Source organism: Aquimarina litoralis, from assembly GCF_039523995.1.
GTDB classification, from domain to species: domain Bacteria; phylum Bacteroidota; class Bacteroidia; order Flavobacteriales; family Flavobacteriaceae; genus Aquimarina; species Aquimarina litoralis.
Genome location: NZ_BAAAGE010000002.1, coordinates 228,468 through 248,495 on the forward strand (window position 1 = coordinate 228,468; position 20,028 = coordinate 248,495).

General features: G+C 33.2%; 16 protein-coding genes. 8 read left to right on the forward strand and 8 right to left on the reverse strand.

The genetic code is table 11. The annotated features are described in order from the left end of the window. The first annotated feature begins 21 nt into the window (after positions 1 to 21). The gene (locus ABD077_RS09960) at positions 22 to 3,258 is read left to right on the forward strand and encodes an FG-GAP repeat domain-containing protein (protein WP_343912170.1); all 3,237 of its coding nucleotides are present in this window, start codon (positions 22 to 24) and stop codon (positions 3,256 to 3,258) included. Positions 3,259 to 3,381: 123 nt separating this feature from the next. Then, positions 3,382 to 3,684 (forward strand): hypothetical protein, encoded by a 303-nt coding sequence (locus ABD077_RS09965; RefSeq protein WP_299602092.1) that lies wholly within the window; start codon positions 3,382 to 3,384, stop codon positions 3,682 to 3,684. On the opposite strand, the gene ABD077_RS09970 is transcribed toward ABD077_RS09965, so the two are convergent. From ABD077_RS09970 to ABD077_RS09995, 6 genes are all read right to left on the reverse strand, one after another. After that, on the reverse strand, positions 3,681 to 4,205 hold the full coding sequence (locus ABD077_RS09970; protein WP_343912171.1) for a DUF6787 family protein: 525 nt from the start codon (positions 4,203 to 4,205) through the stop codon (positions 3,681 to 3,683). The two genes, ABD077_RS09965 and ABD077_RS09970, sit on opposite strands and share 4 nt — an antisense overlap. 39 nt (positions 4,206 to 4,244) lie before the next feature. Further along, positions 4,245 to 4,664: a DUF6146 family protein gene (locus ABD077_RS09975; RefSeq protein WP_343912172.1), complete on the reverse strand. Its 420-nt coding sequence runs from the start codon at positions 4,662 to 4,664 to the stop codon at positions 4,245 to 4,247. 148 nt (positions 4,665 to 4,812) lie between these two features. After that, on the reverse strand, positions 4,813 to 5,451 hold the full coding sequence (locus ABD077_RS09980; protein ID WP_299602086.1) for a DUF937 domain-containing protein: 639 nt from the start codon (positions 5,449 to 5,451) through the stop codon (positions 4,813 to 4,815). A 177-nt stretch (positions 5,452 to 5,628) separates the two neighbouring features. Beyond that, a complete protein-coding gene (locus ABD077_RS09985; protein WP_343912173.1) occupies positions 5,629 to 6,579 on the reverse strand; it encodes a D-2-hydroxyacid dehydrogenase in 951 nt (316 codons plus the stop codon). Between the two features lie 75 nt (positions 6,580 to 6,654). After that, positions 6,655 to 7,719: a 3-phosphoserine/phosphohydroxythreonine transaminase gene (serC, locus tag ABD077_RS09990; RefSeq protein ID WP_299602080.1), complete on the reverse strand. Its 1,065-nt coding sequence runs from the start codon at positions 7,717 to 7,719 to the stop codon at positions 6,655 to 6,657. A 126-nt stretch (positions 7,720 to 7,845) separates the two neighbouring features. After that, entirely contained in the window at positions 7,846 to 8,907 is a 1,062-nt protein-coding gene (locus ABD077_RS09995; RefSeq protein ID WP_343912174.1) for an acyl-CoA reductase, read from the reverse strand. A gap of 66 nt (positions 8,908 to 8,973) precedes the next feature. Here ABD077_RS09995 and ABD077_RS10000 point away from each other — a divergent pair, with 66 nt between their 5' ends. The 5 genes from ABD077_RS10000 (at position 8,974) to ABD077_RS10020 (ending at position 12,562) form a co-directional block, all read left to right on the forward strand. Beyond that, a complete protein-coding gene (locus ABD077_RS10000) occupies positions 8,974 to 9,324 on the forward strand; it encodes a 4Fe-4S dicluster domain-containing protein (RefSeq protein WP_343912175.1) in 351 nt (116 codons plus the stop codon). Positions 9,325 to 9,404: 80 nt separating this feature from the next. After that, positions 9,405 to 10,031, forward strand: coding sequence for a porin family protein (locus ABD077_RS10005; RefSeq protein ID WP_343912176.1), 627 nt, complete (start codon positions 9,405 to 9,407; stop codon positions 10,029 to 10,031). A 126-nt stretch (positions 10,032 to 10,157) separates the two neighbouring features. Further along, entirely contained in the window at positions 10,158 to 10,793 is a 636-nt protein-coding gene (locus ABD077_RS10010; protein ID WP_343912177.1) for a hypothetical protein, read from the forward strand. A gap of 103 nt (positions 10,794 to 10,896) precedes the next feature. Then, entirely contained in the window at positions 10,897 to 11,772 is an 876-nt protein-coding gene (locus tag ABD077_RS10015) for an alpha/beta hydrolase (RefSeq protein WP_343912178.1), read from the forward strand. Then, entirely contained in the window at positions 11,759 to 12,562 is an 804-nt protein-coding gene (locus ABD077_RS10020) for an alpha/beta hydrolase (RefSeq protein WP_343912179.1), read from the forward strand. Before ABD077_RS10015 ends, ABD077_RS10020 begins: the two co-directional genes overlap by 14 nt. A 56-nt stretch (positions 12,563 to 12,618) precedes the next feature. Here ABD077_RS10020 and ABD077_RS10025 read toward each other — a convergent pair whose 3' ends face one another. Together ABD077_RS10025 and ABD077_RS10030 are read right to left on the reverse strand one after the other, a co-directional pair. Then, the gene (locus tag ABD077_RS10025) at positions 12,619 to 15,234 is read right to left on the reverse strand and encodes a TonB-dependent receptor (RefSeq protein ID WP_343912180.1); all 2,616 of its coding nucleotides are present in this window, start codon (positions 15,232 to 15,234) and stop codon (positions 12,619 to 12,621) included. Positions 15,235 to 15,412: 178 nt separating this feature from the next. After that, positions 15,413 to 18,337, reverse strand: a complete 2,925-nt coding sequence (locus ABD077_RS10030) for a TonB-dependent receptor (RefSeq protein ID WP_343912181.1) — start codon at positions 18,335 to 18,337, stop codon at positions 15,413 to 15,415. Positions 18,338 to 18,664: 327 nt separating this feature from the next. Between ABD077_RS10030 and ABD077_RS10035 the strand changes: the two genes are divergently transcribed. Continuing rightward, positions 18,665 to 19,978, forward strand: coding sequence for a polysaccharide lyase family 7 protein (locus tag ABD077_RS10035; RefSeq protein WP_343912182.1), 1,314 nt, complete (start codon positions 18,665 to 18,667; stop codon positions 19,976 to 19,978). Positions 19,979 to 20,028: the final 50 nt, after the last annotated feature.

Sequence of the window (20,028 nt, forward strand, 5' to 3'; positions counted from 1 at the left end):
TATTACTAAATCCTCTTAATAATGATTAAGAAGTCTTCTTTTATGTTCTTGTGCCTTCTTATGGCGATTATTTTTGTTACTTCCTGTAAAAAATCCGAAAGTAAAGCCGTTATGGAGCTTATGAGCTCTGATCAAACAGGCATTACTTTTGTTAATCAACTTGGTTTTGAAAAAGAGTTTAATGGATATAATTATCGCAATTATTATAATGGTGGAGGTGTAGCTATAGGAGATATTAATAATGATGGTCTCGCTGATATTTATTTTACGGCAAATCTCAAAAAAAATAGGCTATACCTTAATCTTGGTAATTTTAAATTTAAAGATATTACACTTATTTCGAATACAGGAGGAAATAGCTCCTGGTCTACCGGAGTAACTATGGTAGATATCAATGGAGATGGTTTGCTAGATATTTATGTTTGCAACTCAGGAAGTGTAGATAAGGAAAGGAAAGAGAATGAGCTTTTTATTAATAATGGAGATCTAACCTTTACTGAGAGTGCGGTAAAGTATAATCTTGCTGATGCTGGATTTGGAACTCATGCTTCTTTTTTTGATTACGATAAGGATGGTGATTTGGATGCCTATTTATTGAATAACTCTTACAAACCTTTAGCAGCTTTTGATCAAAGGCAAAATGAAAGAGTTAAAAGAGACTATCTAGGAGGTGATAAATTAATGAAAAATGAAGGGGGTATTTTTATTAATGTTAGTGAAGAAGCAGGTATCTATAGTAGTGAAATTGGCTTTGGATTAGGAGTTGCTGTTGGAGATATCAATGGGGACAATTGGGAGGATATTTTTATATCAAATGATTTTTTTGAGAGAGATTATTTATATATCAATCAGAAAGATGGAACCTTTAAAGAAGAGCTTACGGATTATTTTCAATCTATTAGCCTTAATTCTATGGGAGCGGATATGGCAGACATTAATAATGATGGGATCAATGATTTATTTGTTACAGATATGCTACCTCGCGATGATGCAAGGATAAAAACCAAAACGACTTTTATGGATTGGAATAAATCCGAGTTTAATAGAAAATTTGGATATCATAACCAATTTTCACGAAATGTTTTTCAACTAAGTTCTCCAGAAGGATACCAAGAGGTAGGACGGTTTTCGGGCCTTGAAGCTACAGATTGGAGTTGGGGAGGATTAATTTTTGATCTGGATAATGATGGCTTGAAAGATATTTTTGTTGCCAATGGTATTTATCAAGACCTTACCGATTTGGACTATATAAATTATATATCAAACGAAGAGATTTTGAAAGGATATATTTCGAAAGAAGGATTCGATTATGATAGACTTTCTAAATACCTCCCTTCTAGTCCTATTACAAATAATTTTTTCAAAAATCTTGATGGCTTACAATTTAAGGAATCAGCAAAAGAATTTGGCCTAGATCTTAATGGATTTTCTAATGGTTCTGCCTATGGAGACCTTGATAATGATGGAGATCTGGATTTGGTGATTAATAATGTAAATGGAGAGTCATCTATATATAAAAATAATACCAAAGGAAATAGTATAAGTATTGTATTACAAGGAGAACGTAATAAGTTAGGTATCGGCAGCAAAGTAATTGTTAGATCTGAATCACAAGAATACTATATAGAACAACAACCAGTGAGGGGTTTTCAATCCTGTGTAGATCCAAAATTATTGGTTGGACTAAAATCGAACACTACTGTAAGTATAGAAGTACAATGGACTGAAGGTAAGGTATCTTATTTGGAAAATATAGCGGTTAATAAAACTATTGTTATAAGAGAAGAGGAAGCGATAGTTTCGAGAGTAGAAAAGAAACATTCAAAACCACCTAAAATATTTAAGAAATTAGATAGAGATACTATAATGCATATCGAAAATCGATTTGTGGATTTTGATCGAGATCGCTTTTTGTATCATATGCAAAGCACCAAGGGACCCAGAATATCCTTATCTGATTGGAATGTAGATGGTATTGAAGATTTATTTGTTTCAGGAGCAAAAGGAAAAGAAAATAAAATCAAATCCTTAAGTTCTCCATGGAAAACCTTAGAATTAGATAGTGATTTTGATGATACTGAAGCCGTATTCTTAGATGTGGACGGCGATCAGGATTTAGATTTAATTATTGGAAGTGGAGGAGTAGAAATAGAGAAAAATTCAGAACTATTAAAAGATAGATTATATATTAATAAAAATGGATCTTTGATCAAAAGAAAAGAGGCATTATTTGGAGGTTTGGCAATTAATACTTCCTGTATAGCTATCTCTGATTTTGATGGAGATAATGATTTGGATGTTTTTGTGGGTGAGGGCTCAAAATCAGATGCTTATGGAATGTCTTCTGATGGATATCTTTTTGAAAACCAAGGAGACGGCGTTTTTAAAGATGTAACCGAATCTTGGCTTCCAGAATTAAAAGGAATAGGCATGATTTCAGATGCTGCTTTTGCAGATATAGATGGAGATGGTTATGAAGACTTAATAATCGCTGGAGAATACATGGGGATACATTGTTTTTTACATGCTAAGAAAAAATTTATACCTAAAGAAAATGAACTTACTCATCTAAAAGGCTGGTGGAACACATTACATATCGTAGATATTGATGCCGATGGAGATCAGGACATAGTAGCTGGTAACCATGGATTAAATAGTATGTTTAAGGCTTCAAAAGAGCAACCGATAGCACTTTTTGTAAATGATTATGACCAAAATGGCTTTCTGGATCCTATTCTTTCTAAATACAATTCTTCTGGAGACGCAGTGCCCTATGCTATTCGCAATGATCTCATTGATCAAATAAGATCTATTAAAAAAAAGTTTCCAGATTTTAAGTCCTATAAAGGAGCTACTATCGAAAAAATGTTTTCAAGAGAACAATTGGATAATTCTGTTGTAGCTACAGTTACCGATTTGGAATCAATGCTTTTTATCAATAATGGAGATGCTACGTTTACAGTACAAGCGTTACCTGCAGCAGCACAACTTACTCCGATATTTGCAATTTCCTCTGGGGATTATGATCGAGATGGTGATATTGACTTATTACTTGGAGGGAATCTTTTTGGGGTTAAACCCCAAGCAGGAAGATATGATGCGACAGATGGTATTTTTCTGAAAAACGAAGGAAATTTACAATTTCATGCAGAAGAAGGAGGGTTTTACGCTCCTGGAGAAATAAGAGATATTATTTCTAGAGATAGTCTCGTTATAGTAGGTAGAAACAATAATTCCGTATTGTTCTTTAAATATTAAATCCTATAAATAAAAAACAAGAACAAAATTTTTGAGATGAATAACCGCCGATTTGGCATAATATCATTTTGGAATGCTATTTGCTTTATTTTGTGTAAATTAAAGAACCCAAAATAATAGTATATGACAGAAAACAAAACAAAAAAATTAGCACTTAGTATCTTATTTGATGCCATTGGAATGCTATCTTACATTTTTCCTCCTTTTACCGAGATAATAGACATTGCTTGGGCTCCTTTAGCAGGATGGCTCATGACTAAAATGTATAAAGGTAAAGTAGGGAAGGCTGCAGGATTTTTTACCTTGATTGAAGAAGGTTTTCCAGGTTTAGATTTTATTCCAACATTTACACTGATGTGGATTTATACATATGTTGTAAAAAAAGAAAAAGTTAAGGGAGATGTAATAGAGGTAGACCCTTCTTAGTCTTTTAAGAACTTAGCAAATCCCATTCTACGAAGCATTTTTTTCTCGAACCACCAGAAAAATTTGAATTGACCAAATAGCCAACCGACTATCAGTAAAATTACCTGGTATATTGGGAATATTAAGAAAATTCTTAATGGCCAATAGATCCATCCATTGGTTGTTTCCTTGCTTAAACCTAGCAAAGATAAAATCGGATCAGATATTCTAGCCGAGGTAGAACCTGTAATTGCAAAAGCAATAAAGATGGCAATAAGTTCCCAGCGATACGTAACATTCCATCTATTTTCTAACGCTTTGAAAAGTTTTAGTGTTATTACTAGTAGAACTATAAAAAGAAGTAAGGATATTACGGAAATAGTAATAATGAAAAGTTCCTTGTCTTCTGATAACGTAAAGAAATTGGAGATGATTCCTCTTGCCAAAAGGAATGAAGAGAATAATAAACTTACGATTCCTAGTACGGGAAAAATTAATTGCCAGTTAGCCTGAATTTCCCAGCGATCTTTGAATTTTTGCATAGCACAAAAATACGATTTAAACTCTCTACGCCAAAACCTTTATCCTCTACTTACAAAAAAACGTTGGTTATATCGCTGTTCAAAAAATAAGAAGTAATTATAGAGTAAATAGTTTACTTCGTATCCGTAATCGATATGCTGTTCATAGTTTATTTGTTGGATATATAAATTGGGATTAAAACGCTGTGGTTGTATCACTCTTTGGTTATATTCGATTACGTATTGACGATTTCTAATTTCCAAAAATTGCTGATTATAATATCCTCTTGGTCTTTGAGTAACTAACCAAGTATTAAATCCCGGTTCTATAATAATAATTTCATATTCTAGGTCATCATTTGCAATTCGTAAGGTATCCGAAATCGTATTGGTAGCAGTAGTGTCAAGACTTCTTTCTTTAGTTGTAGCACAACTATATACAAATAAAGTGATGATAATTACATAAATAATATTTTTCATCTTTCCCATAGTTAAAATATACAAAAAGTTAACTAAAAAGCTTTTGTATTTAACATTTTTGTGAATTTAGCTTACCTCATACTATAAACGAAAAAAGAGTTTAGAACTTACCTAAACTCCTTTTCATTATATGAAAATTATATTCTTTTTATTTTCCAAAAAGGCCACCAAGTAATCCTCCGATTCCACCTTTCTTTTGACCACCACCTAGCACCATACCAGCGACATCATCTAAAATACTACCATCTCCATCAGCATCTAAGAAAGATTCAATTAAAGATTGTTGTTGTGATCCTTGACCTCCACCAAGCATCCCACCGAGCATACTTGATAATCCATTGGCATCAGAAACATTATTTTGAGCAGCTTGTTTTCCTAAAACTCCCATAAGAATTGGGGCAGCAACTTTAAGAATTTGTCCAACAGAACCTGCATCAATACCAGACTTTTGACTTAAAGCATTTTCTACAGCAGGTTGTTTACCACCTAAAATGTGACCTAAAATTCCCGCACCATCATTCGTTACACTTTCTTCAACACCACCTTCAAATAAACCTCCAAGGTTATCTAAAATATTGCCTCCAGAGTGCTTTCCTGATAAGGCACCTAATAAACCAGAAGCTCCTTCTGGAGTAGATGCGTTTTTTTGCATTGCACCCATTAACACAGGCATAGCCATACTTAATAAGTTTCCAGTTTTATCGGCAGATTGCCCAGTTTGATTACTTACTCCGCTAATGATTTGTTTTCCGATTGGACTATTTAAAAGATCTAAAATTCCAGACATGATTTATATATTTTTATTATGTGTTCTAAAGTTACATTTTTTATCAGTAAGATCAGAGAATAGACTTGTGTTTATTTTAGTAAATAATAGACGAAAGGTGTTTTTTGACGATGAACAACAAAAAACACCTTTATAGCAAGTATAAAGGTGTTCTGTTAAGATTTTATCGTAAGTATATTATTTAAGAATAGAGATGATCTGATCTGCTAGTTCTTGTCCTATTCTGTCTTGTGCTTCTCCTGTTGCAGCACCGATATGCGGTGTTAATGAAATTTTGTTATTCATTAATACCTTTATTGCTGGTTTAGGCTCATTTTCGAATACATCTAATCCTGCAAAACTTAATTTACCTTTTTCTAGAGCATCAACCAAGGCAACCTCATCAATTACTCCACCACGTGCAGCATTAATTAATCCAGCACCATCTTTCATCTGAGCTATTTCATTCTTACCTATAACATATTCTTCTTGTGCGGGAACATGTAGTGTTAAGAAATCTGCATTTTTAAGCACTTCTTCTTTAGAAACTGTTTTCAGTTTAAAGTTTGCAGATTGTCCGTCGAAAAATTCTAGAGGGATATCCACTTCTTCAATAAATGGATCAAAAGCTACTACTTTCATTCCAACTCCAATAGCAATTTTGGCAGTAGCCTGACCTATACGACCGATACCAATAACACCCAGCGTTTTTCCTCTAAGTTCAATACCACCTGCATATGCTTTTTTAAGGTTTTTAAATTTACTATCTCCTTCTAAAGGCATATTTCTATTAGCATCATGTAAAAAACGAACACTTCCGTATAAGTGCGCGAATACGAGTTCAGCAACCGAACCAGAAGATGCAGCAGGGGTATTAATTACATGTAATCCTTTTTCTCGTGCGTAAGCAACATCGATATTATCCATACCAACACCACCACGACCAATAATTTTTAAAGAACTACAATTATCAATAATATCAGTTCTTACTTTAGTAGCACTACGAACTAATAATACATTAATTTCATTGCTGTTTATATAATCTACTAATTGATCCTGTGCAACAGTGGTAGTTTGCACTTCGAATCCAGCTTTTTCAAGGGCATCAATACCACTTTGTGATACACCGTCATTTGCTAATACTTTCATTGTAAAGGTTTGATTTTTTAAGTTTTTGGTTCTTATTTAAGAATTTAGCTTTTAATTTCTAATGTGCTTATTACGTTATGCTTTTCTTTCTAAATCGCTCATAACATCTACTAAAGCAGCGACACTTTCCATACTCATTGCGTTGTACATACTTGCTCTGTAACCACCAACGCTTCGATGTCCATTAACTCCATTGATACCTGCTTCTTTCCACATTGCATCAAAGGTTTCTTTTAGATTTCCTTCTACTAGAGAAAAAGTAGCATTCATGGTTGATCTATCTTCTTCTTTTGCAAAACCTTTGAATAAAGGATTTAAGTCAATTTCTGAATAGATAAGCTTTGCCTTCTTCTCATTCTCTTCTTCGATAGCAGCAATACCACCAAGTTTCTTTAACCATCTTAGCGTAAGCATAGAAGTGTATACAGCAAATACAGGTGGCGTATTAAACATACTTCCTTTGCTAATATGTACATTATAATCTAACATAGAAGGAATTTGTCTTTCTACTTTACCAAGAATATCTTCTTTGATTACTACTAGTGTAGTACCAGCAGGTCCCATGTTTTTTTGTGCACCTGCATAAATCAAGCTAAATTGAGAGAAGTCTAATTGTCTGGAGAAAATGTCACTACTCATATCACAAATTAGAGGAGCGTCAGTTGTAGGAAACTCTTTTATCTGAGTACCAAAAATAGTATTGTTACTCGTACAATGTAGATAGTCTAACCCTTTTGGAATATCATATCCCTTAGGGATGTAATTGTAGTTAGCATCTTTAGAAGAAGCAACTTCTATTACTTCTCCAAATATTTTAGCTTCTTTAATAGCTTTGTCACTCCAGCTACCTGTGTTGATGTATCCTGCTTTTGATTGTAATAAATTGTAAGCAGTCATCAAGAACTGAGTACTAGCACCTCCTTGTAGAAAAAGTACTTTATAGCCTTTGCCCTCTAAGCCCAGTAATTCTAGTGCTAAACTTCGGGCTTCTTCCATTACATCAACAAAATCCTTGCTACGATGTGAAATCTCCAAAATAGATAACCCAGAGTTGTTAAAATCCAATACCGCTTGGGATGCTTCTTGAAATACTTCTTGTGGTAAAATACAAGGTCCTGCGCTAAAGTTGTGCTTTTTCATCAGTAGTTTTTATAATTTTTAATAGTTACTTTTCTTGTTATTTTCTGGTTGTCTAAACCAGTTCGAAAAAACACCACAAAGGTGCTAATAATCTAAAACAAATGCATTGTCAAAATGATAAATTATTTAGCTAATTGTTGTTAAAAATTCAATAACATCAATATTATCTGCGTAATCTGATAGAGAAGGGGATTGTGTGTTGCCAAAATCGATACTCTCCTCAGAGAACTGATCGCTTACGATACATTGTATTTGTTCTTTATCTAACTCGAATTTTCTTTCTAGCTCTTCTTTTGAGGAATATGTTTCATAAAACAAAGTAGCTATTGGTGAGCTATAACTTGCATCTTCTTTTAGCATCAGAAAACCATTTTCGAGTAATTTAAAACTACTCATTAGATATACAGCTTTATTATAATCGTAATTGTTAGCATATTTAGCACCTTTGATGATATCATTAAATTCATAAATTGATTTAAAAAATAAATCAAAATCATAATTAGGAGGGACCATTATTTTAGAGACACTTCTACACCCTAAACCATAATATCTAAAAATGTCATTACCAAGTGCTGCTAATTGCTTTTTAGTTTCATTACCTGTTAAAACAGCAACAGAATTTCGATTTTTACGAATAATATTAGGTTTATTACCGAAATAATGCTCAAAATAACGAGCTGTATTATTACTTCCCGTGGCTATAATAGCATCAAAACCTTCAATTCTTTCATCGGTAAAAGAAATGTAGTCTTTTAATTTGGGTTGAATTGAAATCAGATAAGAAGCGAGATAGGGAAGAAGTTGATTATCATTAGATGATTGTTTAGCAATTACTTTATGTCCACTAATCACAACAGAAATAAAATCATGAAAACCTACCAAAGGAATGTTTCCAGCCATGATAATACCTACTGTTTTTTTGGATACATCATCTAGATTGTAAGGTGACAACCATTTTTCAAGATTTTCTTTGGTTAACAACGCACTCCACTGTTCTAAAGAAAACAAAATGTTTTCTTCTGTAAACCAACCATTATGATTCTTAGCAGATACTATTTTTTGGATCATTCCATCAAAAAAATCCTCATTATTTTTAACGTCGCTAATCTTCTCATAACCAGTGTTTTTGAATTGACTCAAGAACTTTCCTAGTTCAGAAAAAGCGATAATTCGGTCATTTAATACCATTTGTAATTTGTTTATAACTAGTTTACGAGTTATTTTTGTGTTGCAAATTTAGAATAAAAAAGAGCTATGGCAATTATAATAACAGATGAATGTATAAACTGTGGTGCTTGCGAGCCTGAATGCCCGAACACTGCAATTTATGAAGGTGCAGATGATTGGCGATACGCTGATGGTACAGATTTAGAAGGGGATGTTGTACTTCCTGGAGGAAAAGCTGTGAATGCAGAAGAAGCTCAGGAACCAGTAAGTGATGAGATTTATTATATCGTTCCTGATAAATGCACAGAGTGTAAAGGATTCCATGAAGAACCGCAATGTGCTGCGGTATGTCCTGTAGATTGTTGTGTTCCTGATGAAGATATCGTTGAAACTGAAGAGTTTTTATTACAGAAACAAGCATTTATGCATAAAGAATAATAAGTCTAATAATATAGATTACTAAAAGGCCTATCTTCATTGATAGGTTTTTTTATTTAATATAACTAACCTTTATAACCATGAGGATAATTTTTCTAGTTTCTCTTATTTCTATTTGTATTAGTAATATCCAAGCACAGCATAGTATTGAATTAACAACGGGTATTACTTTTTCAAAGCTTCAATTAGAAGAGAATATGGTGTTCTCTGAAACAGATTCGGGGAATAGTGTATTTGTTAACTTTGGCTATCAGTATGAGTTTGGTGAAAAAAGAAGATTGGCGTTAGTTTCTTCTTTTGAATTCTTGAAAAGAAATTCCAAGCTTACTTTTAGTCCTAACTTAGGTGTTTTCGGAGAGTCTAGCGTTAGATTTACGCAATTAGGTTTTTCTCCTAAAATTAGATACTTTTTTATCAGAATAGAAAATAACTTTAGACCATTTTTAAGTGTTGGTCCAACATTTAGATATAATTTTGAAGCAACCGATAATGGATTTGATATAGATGAAGATGCTTACAATACTGTTATTTTTGGTGGAGTTTATAATTTAGGATTTGATTGGTCTATTGATAATAAAATTGGAGTTCTTTTTGAAACGGGGGTTATGAATGATTTTCAAAATAATTTTACTAATTTCTATTCTGTAGATGGCAAAAGTAAATTTTTCGATTATTATGCTCGTGTAGGTATCAACTATCATTTTTAAAATAAATTCTTTTGTTATGATGTATATATATCATTACGAAGCTCATTTTTATTGTATTTATCATTTCATTTTTTAAAATTTACTATTTTCGTCAAGAATTTAACCTCAAATCCAAACCTAATAATTATGAAAAAAATACTATTATTTACACTTTTTATGGCTTTTACAGCTACTTCTTTTGGACAATACAGATGGGAAGTTTCTGGAGGACCTACTTTTTCTACACTAAATATGGAGAATTTTGAAACTAGTACTGGGACAGGATTTTATATTAGTGCTGGTTATGGTTATTTAATGGGAGTACGTGCTAAGACTAGTTTTGTTTTCTCACTAGACTTAGTTCAACGTTCGAGTGAAGTTGAAGGTTTAGGAGATGCAAAAGCTTTACAGGTAGGTTTTAATCCTAAATTTAGATATTTATTCGGAAGAGGAAAAGATCGCTTTAGAGCCTTTGTAAATGTTGGTCCTTCCTTTAGATTAAATACTAATTTCGAAGTTGGAGAACTAGAATTAGACTCAAATTCATATGAACAATTGGTGATAGGAGGTGTTTACGGAGCTGGTTTTTCTCAAATGATAGGAGAGATGTTTGATATCTTTTTTGAAGCTGGCGTGATGAATGACTTTACCGATAATTTAAAAGGACGTGATGACGGAGGTAATAATGATGGCGCTATAGTATTTAATACGAATAGTACGAAGTTTTTTGATATTTACGCCAGAGTTGGTGTTCGTTTTAGAATATACGATGCAAGAAGATAAGAATACCATATAAAAGTAAAGATCCCGCTTCGGCGGGATTTTTTATGCAATCATTTTAATTTTTTGTAAATTAGATACTTATAAATACTTTAAGAATATTAATATGCCAAATTGGGGATACATAGCTATTATTATTCTTGCGTGCTATATTGTAGCTAGTATTGCTTTATATTATTTGCAAGAATACTTCATTTTTAAACCAGAGAAATTGGACAAAGAATTCCAGTTTCATTATAATAATCAGATTGTAGAAGAGTACAACCTCGAAACTAGAGATGGAGCTATTATAAATGGACTTCATTTTAAGGTTGAAAATCCTAAAGGAGTGGTTCTATATTTAAAAGGAAACTCTAAAAGCATTAAAGGTTGGGGTAAATTCGCCGTCGATTTTACGAGACATCGTTATGATGTGTGTATGTTGGATTACAGAGGATTTGGAAAAAGCACAGGAAGACGTTCTTTTAAAGCGCTAAAAAGAGATTTGCAATTTGTTTATAACAAGCTAAAAGAACAGGTAGATGAAAAATATATAATTTTATATGGTCGTTCAATGGGATCTGGTTTCGCAGCAAAATTAGCTTCTATCAATAACCCAAAGATGCTGATACTAGATGCACCGTACTATAGTTTAAGTAAAGTAGCTGCTAAATATATACCATTTATGCCTGTCTCTTTGATTATGAGGTATCCAATTCCTACCTATAAATGGTTAAAATATGTCAATTGCCCAATCCATATTATCCATGGAACACACGATAGATTAATTCCTTTTAAATCCAGTATCAAACTTTCTAAAATTAAACCGAAACTAACCCGATTATATACAGTAATTGGTGGAGGACATAAGAACCTTAATAATTTTGAATCGTACCATAAAATGTTGGGAGAGATTATAAATTCCAAAATGAGAAAAATTAATCTTTCTAATACTAGTATTGGTGTCCAACATGCCAAAAAAGGAGTTAATGTCCAAGCTTAAAAAGATCTTGTTTTGGATAGTATCTATATACCTACTGATTATTGTTTTATTATACTTTTTTCAGCACAAAATTATTTTTCAACCAGAAAAACTTTCTTTAGACTATGAATATCAGTTTGATCAAGATTTTGAAGAATTCTTTATCACTGCAGAAGATAATAGTAAGCTGAATGGATTACATTTTAGAACCAGTAATCCAAAAGGTGTGATTCTCTATTTCCATGGTAATCGTGGTAGTTTAAAAAGATGGGGAAAGGTTGCTACTTTTTTTGTAGATAAACAATATGACTTAGTTATTATGGATTATCGCGGATATGGTAAGAATAATGGGACTATAACAGAGCAACTATTATATGCTGATGCACAGTTGTTTTATGAATATGTAAAAAACAAATATTCTGAAGAAAAGATTATCATTTATGGTAGATCGTTGGGTACTGGAATTGCAACCAAAATAGCAGCACAAAATAAACCTGGTAATTTAGTTTTAGAAACACCATTTAGTTCTATGGGAGATGTAACTTCGTATTGGTTCCCAATATTTCCAGTAAAAGCGGTTTTAAAATTTAAATTTCCATCAGATCAATATATTAAGGATGTTACTTGTAATATTACAATTTATCATGGGACAAAAGATAGGGTAGTGCCATTTTCGTTGGGTGAAAAATTATTTAATAGTTGTAAATCTTCCGATAAAAAAATGATCGTAATAAAAGGAGGAGCACATAATAATCTGAATGAGTTTAAATTGTATCAAAGTACAATTGACAATGTTTTGAGAACTTTTTAAGCATACTATTAAAAAGGTCACCTTAATTGATTAGTTCATTTAAGGTGACCAGTTTTTTAAAAATTAAAGTCTAATCTCGCGTAATAGTAAGCTCCACTGAATCCCATTTGTACAGCGTCCCAGTATCCACCGGCTTCTGTTAAATCATCTTGTTGATCAGGATATTCGTTAGTGATATTATTTCCTCCAATGGTAAGCTTTAGTTGATCGGTAAGTTCATAACCCAATGTAAGATCAGCAGTTATTTTAGCTCCGTATACGTCATCATTATCATCAAAATCTACTAATGTAATTTCACTAAATCTGGTTAAACCAAGACCCGCATTAAATTTTTCCGTAGTGTAATTCAAATTTAATGCGAATTTACTTCTTGGCGCTGAAGCTAGTAAAAATCCTTGTTCTCTTTTACCAAAGAATATGTCTGGATCTAAATCTGTATTTACGGCAGTGATATACATATTATTTACATTTCCTGCCAGTAATGCAGATAATGTACCAAAGCTATAGTTTGATTTCCAAGATAATACAAGATCCATACCTACGGTTTCGGTATCAACTCCGTTTGCAAAAAATTGAGCTTCATTAACATTATCAATATCAGTGGCTTCAAAAGTACCTGTAAGTACTATACGATCCTTAATGTCTATGTAATAACCATCTACAGTAGCAGAGAAATCGCCAAGCTTTGCGGTAACTCCAACCGAAGCATTTACGGAAGTTTCTTCTTTTAAACGATCAATTCTGAAAGAAGCAGTAACCGGGCTATTGTTAGGCGATAATAGTGTTTCGGAAGCTTCTCCACCTTGGAAATCTGTAAATCTAAGATTGTAATAAATCTGTGCCAATGATGGAGCACGGAATCCAGAACTAACTGAACCTCTAAAATTAATATTCTCAGTTGCTTTTACTCTTAAGGCAAGCTTCCCATTAATGGTACTTCCAAAATCACTATAGTTCTCAAATCTTGCGGCTCCAGCTAAAAGAAATGCATCTGTAATATCCAATTCTGCATCTGCATATAAAGATAGATTGGATCTAGATCGATCTACTTCGTTTGCAGGACTATATCCAGGAAATCCTTGTGACCCTCCAGGTCTAGGTTGACCACTATCAGGATCAATAGGTTGTGTTTGAGTAGCTGGATCTATAATAGGTAATCCATTAGTATCATACGTTGCATAAGAACCTTCTTCTCCTGCAAAAATGATAAAATTCTCAGTTCTATATTCTGCACCTAATGCAATGTTCAAGCCTTTTGATACTTTTGGATAAAATTTTGAAAAATCTAAATTAAGTGTATTTTGACTTAAGCTATGTCCACCTGCATCAAATTCTCTTGGAGAGTTTTCCTCTAAGGAGGCATTTAAAGTTCCTTCTATAAAGTAGTGAAAATTGTTTTTTCCCCACGTATTGCTGATATCTATTTTCCAACCATTATTAGTTTCTGTTCTAATACCTGCCGAAACAGAATTGTCAATAATATTAGAAGTAATTCTTGGTGTAAAACCATTTGGATAAATTTCTGTGACCACACGCTCACCACCATTTCTGGTAAAAGCAAATGCATCGGTATCTCTATAGTTTCTACCACCAAAAGCATAAAATTCGGTTTTATCTGATAGTGGAATATTGGCATTAGCAAAAAAATTAAAGCCATCGATTGCAGCTTCTCCAAATCCTCGTCTAAAATCAAATCCTGGTCTAAGTGTTTTATTCTTACTTAAGTATTCTGTGGTAAAGTTTATATAACCTTTGTCTCCAATACCAACTCCATAATTAGCAGTTACCTTTACAGATCCACCATCAAAATCCTTGTCTTCTCCTATCCGATTTCCATCATTTTCTGTATCTAATCGATTTCCATCGGTATTTGGAGTTCCTTCCGGAAAATCACCTTTAGCATTTGTATTATAAGCTCCATAGCTAATACTTCCACTAAGTTTATCTATATTATCTTTAAGTACGATATTGATCACCCCGGCAATAGCATCTGATCCATATTGTGCTGCGGCACCATCTCTTAAAATTTCAATTCTTTTGATAGCTGTAGCTGGAATCGCATTAAGATCAGTACCAGAATTACCTCTACCTCTAGTACCAAAAATATTGATAAGTGAAGAAGAATGTCTTCTTTTTCCGTTAATAAGAACTAACGTTTGATCTGGCCCTAAACCTCTTAAACTTGCCGGATCGATATGATCTGCACCATCAGAACCTGATTGTTTGTTAGCGTTAAAAGAAGGTGCTGAATATTGAAGTAATTCATTGATTTCTATTTTACCACTTTTGGTAACAACGTCTTGCATATCAATAATATCAACGGCAACAGGAGTATCTGTAGCGGTTCTTTTGGGGCTTCTGGAACCAACAACTACAATAGTACTCAAAGCTTCTCCTTCTAATAAGGTAATATCTATTTTTTCTTGATTGCTTACGGAAATTTCTTGAGTTTGGAAACCTACAAAGCTAAATATCAATACGGCATTTTCATCAACAGCAATGGTATAATTACCATTATCATCTGTGGTAGTACCTTTGTCGGAACCTTTTTCTAAAATATTAACAAAGGGTATTGGGGTACCCGAAACATCAGTAACTGTTCCAGTAATAATTTTTTGGCTAAAAGTCATGCCAGTGATTAGCCCAAATAAAATGAGAGTGAGTTTTTTCATGTAAGTGTATTTAGATTAGTATTATGAATTTTCATGTGTTTACAAATTGTTCAAAAGAAATAATCCAGATAATTTTATTACTGAAGTAAATGAAAACCTTAGAGAATAATTTCTCTAAGGTTTTTAAAATTATAGGTATTCAAAATTTATCAATAAGCGATAGATTTTTGAACACGATTTAGAATTTATAATTCAAAGACAAATTGAACAGGGTTCCAAGCTGACTGAAGTGATAACCATCATATGACATTTGTGAATATCTTCCGTTAAATGTAATAAGGTTAAAAGCTGTTTTCTCAGCATCTGGATCATTTAATACAGCATCTCCTGTGGGAGTTAATGATTTGAATTCCCATTCTGGTAGTACATTTAAAATGTTATTAATGTTTAGTGCTACGGTAATATTATCTGTAGCGTTATAATTAATACCAAGATCTGTAACTATTTTTGTTTTAAATTCAACGCTTAAATCAGAACCGCCATCACTATCAGCGGGATCACCGCCTACTAAAGATTCTAGATCCTGTAATCCTTGATTTCTAAATTTAGTTGGGCCGAATAGTGTATTATTTAAAGAGAAATTAAATTTTCCAATATCATAGTTAGCACCAAGAATGGCTTTAAATTCTGGACGCGAAGTAAAGAATAGCGCTTCTTGGGTATCATTTACAACGGATTGACCTGCATCAGCTACCAATGTTGGGTTGTTTACAGCACCATCTCTTTCATTTTGAATCACGTAATTTCCCGATAAACTAAAATTAAGTTTTCCAGGACCAATACCGATATTTCTATAATTAGCAACAACGTCGATTCCAGAAGTTCTGGTATCGATTGCATTTACAAAGAAACTAACATCAGATAGATTATTATTTTGTAATACGTCATCTAATGGGGTATTTCCTGCATCTGTAGCTCCAATTTCGGTACTCAGAACTATACGATCATCCACTTGTATGTTGTAATAATCTACAGTTACATTGATGTTCTTATTGATCTTTGCGCCGAAACCTATGGTAAAGTTTGTAGACTCTTCAGCATCTAATTGAGGGATTGATAAAAGTCTGGCTTGCGGAGAAACATTATTAATTAATCCTCCAACCTGAATTCCCTGACCCGGAATGAAACTGAATTGAGCTCTCTGTGTATAAATTTGATGTAGCGTAGGAGCTCGGAAACCTGTAGATAAAGATGCTCTTACTGTAAATTTATCTTCTAAGAACTTATAACGACTACTAATTTTCCAAACAAAGGCTTCACCAAAATCACTATAGTCTTCTAAACGAATTGTTCCATTTACCAAGAAATCCTCAGTAATATCAGCAGATATGTCAAGATATCCACCAAAGTTATAACGGTTAAATTTTCCAGAATTTTCAGGTCTATTTCCTGCAAAAGAATCGGCTCCACCACCATCATAAGAAGCAAGATCTCCTTCAATAATTTCGAATGTTTCTGTTCTAAATTCTGCTCCAACACCAATACTAATTTGATCAGTAATGAGCTTAGCAATATCTATATTACCTACACTATGTGTAAACTTTGTTCCTCCTGGATCAAAGGATATCGGACTATTTTCTTGATATAATTCAGATCCTTCCGTGATTTCTCCTGGATCTACAACTCCGTTATCGTTTGCATCCACCCAAGTTGATGGTGATAAAACAGAATTACGGTTATGAGAGTTATTTACGCTATAATCTTGAGAGTTACCCCCAGCAGTGTAACTTAGATCAAAGTTCCAACCATTCTTTTTGGTTTTAAATCCTATAGTAGCATTGTAATCATTTAAATCTCCTTCGAATGTTGGAAGATATCCTATATATTCTCCATTAGAACCATTTGGAAAGAAATCATTAAGGTAAGAAAAGAAGTCAACACCATCTACATCATCTGGGTTGAATGCTTCTGCACGTCTCCAATAGGGAGTTCTATAATTAGCAAAACTGTTTACCTTTTTATATACATAGGCAGCATTCATATATATATTCGTATTCTCATTAATGTCATACCCTCCATTCACTAAGAATTTTGCAGCAGATGTTTCGGGAGATCCATTGATATTTCCTGCATCAGGAAACTGACTTAAAAAGTTGTCTACCGAAGTTCGTCCTAAGGTATTTCCAATAGCTATATTTGCCGCGTCTGGTTTAGGGGTTCCATCAGGAAGATTTGGATCTACAAATACAAAATCATTAAATTCTCCATCAGCATCAACTGTTCCCGGACGATTGGCTAAGTTTACTTTAGAAAAATCTACAGTATAATTAAAAAAGCCTTTATTATCTCCTATAGTAGCTCCATTATTTAAACTGATACCGATCGTTTCTCCATCTCCTTCGGATGTTACTCCAGTTCTTATAGTAGCAGAACCTTCATTAGGGTTATCTTTTAGAATGATGTTCATAACCCCTGCAATCGCATCCGAACCATACTGTGCAGAAGCACCGTCCCTTAATATTTCTACTCGTTTAATTGCATCTGTTGGTATTGCAGAAATATCAGAACCTGTTTCTCCTCGACCAGGAGAAGTCTGAGTATATAAAAGGGCGCTTAAGTTTTTACGCTTTCCATTGATAAGGATCAATGTCCTACTTGGTCCCATATTTCTTATTTCGTAAGGATCCAATAACGAAGTTGCATCATTAACCGGAGTTTGAACCGTGTTAAATGATGGAATCTTATATTGAAGAGCCTTATCGAACGTTACCTGACCAGTAGATGCTAGCTCTTTAGATGCTAAAACATCGATAGGTAATGATGAAGTAGTGTTACTTCTTGGCAATGCTCGAGAACCAACTAACAATACCTCTTCTAATTCAGAACCACTGGATAAAGTTACGTTAATAGTAGACTGGTTGTTTACGGGCACTTCTTTAGATCCAAAACCTACGAAACTATAAACTAAAACCCCTTCAGGATTTACTTCTATCGTATAAGTTCCATTAAAATCAGTAATGACCCCATTGTTTGTTCCTTTTTCAAGGATGTTAACTCCAGGTAAAGGAGTACCATCTGTATCTGTGACTGTACCCGTTACTTGAAGTTGAGAAAAAGAAATGCTGGCATACAGCATCCCTAAGATGAGTGTGAGCTTTTTCATGTAAAAAATTTAAATTGGTTTAAGCATTAAATATATAAATTAAAATATATCTGAAGCTTATTCGATAAGAATATTCACGGGGAAATTATTACCAAAATTGTGGTAAAAACGGAGTTGGAATTTAAAAAAAGGTTTGAAATGTCAAGTTGATAATTTTGAAGACTATTGATTGTCATACTGTTAAAAAATTATATTTTTTTTTACGAAATCGTTTGAGTTGGTGTAATTATTCATTAATATTGCAGTAACTAAATTGGTTGACCAATTATATTTTTGGGTAACCAAAATTTTAACACAAATTCTATCAACAATTCAAAACAATCAATTATGAAAACATTTTGTGAAAAAAGGGAAGTGTATCATTTACACTATTTGTTTAGATCTTTACTAGTTGTTATGCTAGTGTTAACAGGAGTTTCTTGTGAGAACGAGGAATTTATTGATGCCGAGGATTCTATTTTTAAAGATGAAAGTTCTCTTACTAAAGCAGATTTGAATCCAGTTTCTGTTTCTGCAAATGGTGATGATGGTAATGTTCCACAAAATACACTTGATGGTAATTTTAATACGAGATGGTCATCAAACGGATATACAGGAAAATATATTACTTACGATTTAGGATCACCTAAGGATGTTTCCAGTCTTAAAATAGCTTGGTACAAAGGGAATCAGAGAAAAGCATTCTTTAAAATCAGAGTAGGGAATTCTACTTCAAGTTTAGTTACCGTTTTTGATGCGAAAAGAACTGGGAGTAGCGGAAACACAACTGGCTTAGAAGAGTATAGTTTTAATACAGTTAGTGCACGTTATGTAAGGATATCTTGTTTTGGTAATTCTTCAAGTTCTTGGAATAGTATAACAGAAACTCGTATTGTGGGATCTGGTGGTACAATAGATCCACCGCCACCACCTCCAGGAAATACAGCAGCAGCAATTATTGGAAATGGATGGAAGCTTAATGGTTTTAGCGGTAATCTAAATGTAGGAAGCAATGATAATGGATTGAATTATGCAGATAATGCCAGTAAAGCAGAAAGTCATTTCTTTTTTGAGAAGGATGGATTTGCAGCTTTTAGGTGTTATCCTGGTAATCCAACATCCGGAGGATCTTCTAATCCAAGATCAGAACTTAGAGAAGTCATAAATGGAGGAGACAATTATTGGAATGGTAATACAAATACAGAACATTCTATGAAATGGAGATTTAAAATAGAAGATTTACCGCCTTCAGGTAAATTAGCTTTTGGTCAGATTCACGAGCGCGATGATTTTTATGATGATGTTATTAGAGTTCAGGTACAAGGAAGTTCTGGACAAAATTCTGGGTCAGTGGATTTAAGAATTTTGGGATATGTAACCGAAGAGATTGAAGGAAGCGGAAGAACTATCAATTTTAATATGCAAATGGATACGGAGTATTATTTCGAGTTAACGATGAGAAATGGTGTAGTTAGGCTATACAACTTAAATAACAATGGTAATAGAATAGAGGAACTATTTGAGTCTGTTGATATTGGAAATGCTAATGAAAATTATTTTAAAGCAGGTTGTTACTTGCAATCTACTAGTAGTAGTCATGAAAATTCTAATGTATATGGACAAGTACTTATTAAAGACTTGGTTGTATCTCCTGACAACTAATGGTAAAGGATTAGATAAAAAAGATCGCCTAAATGGATATTTGGGCGATC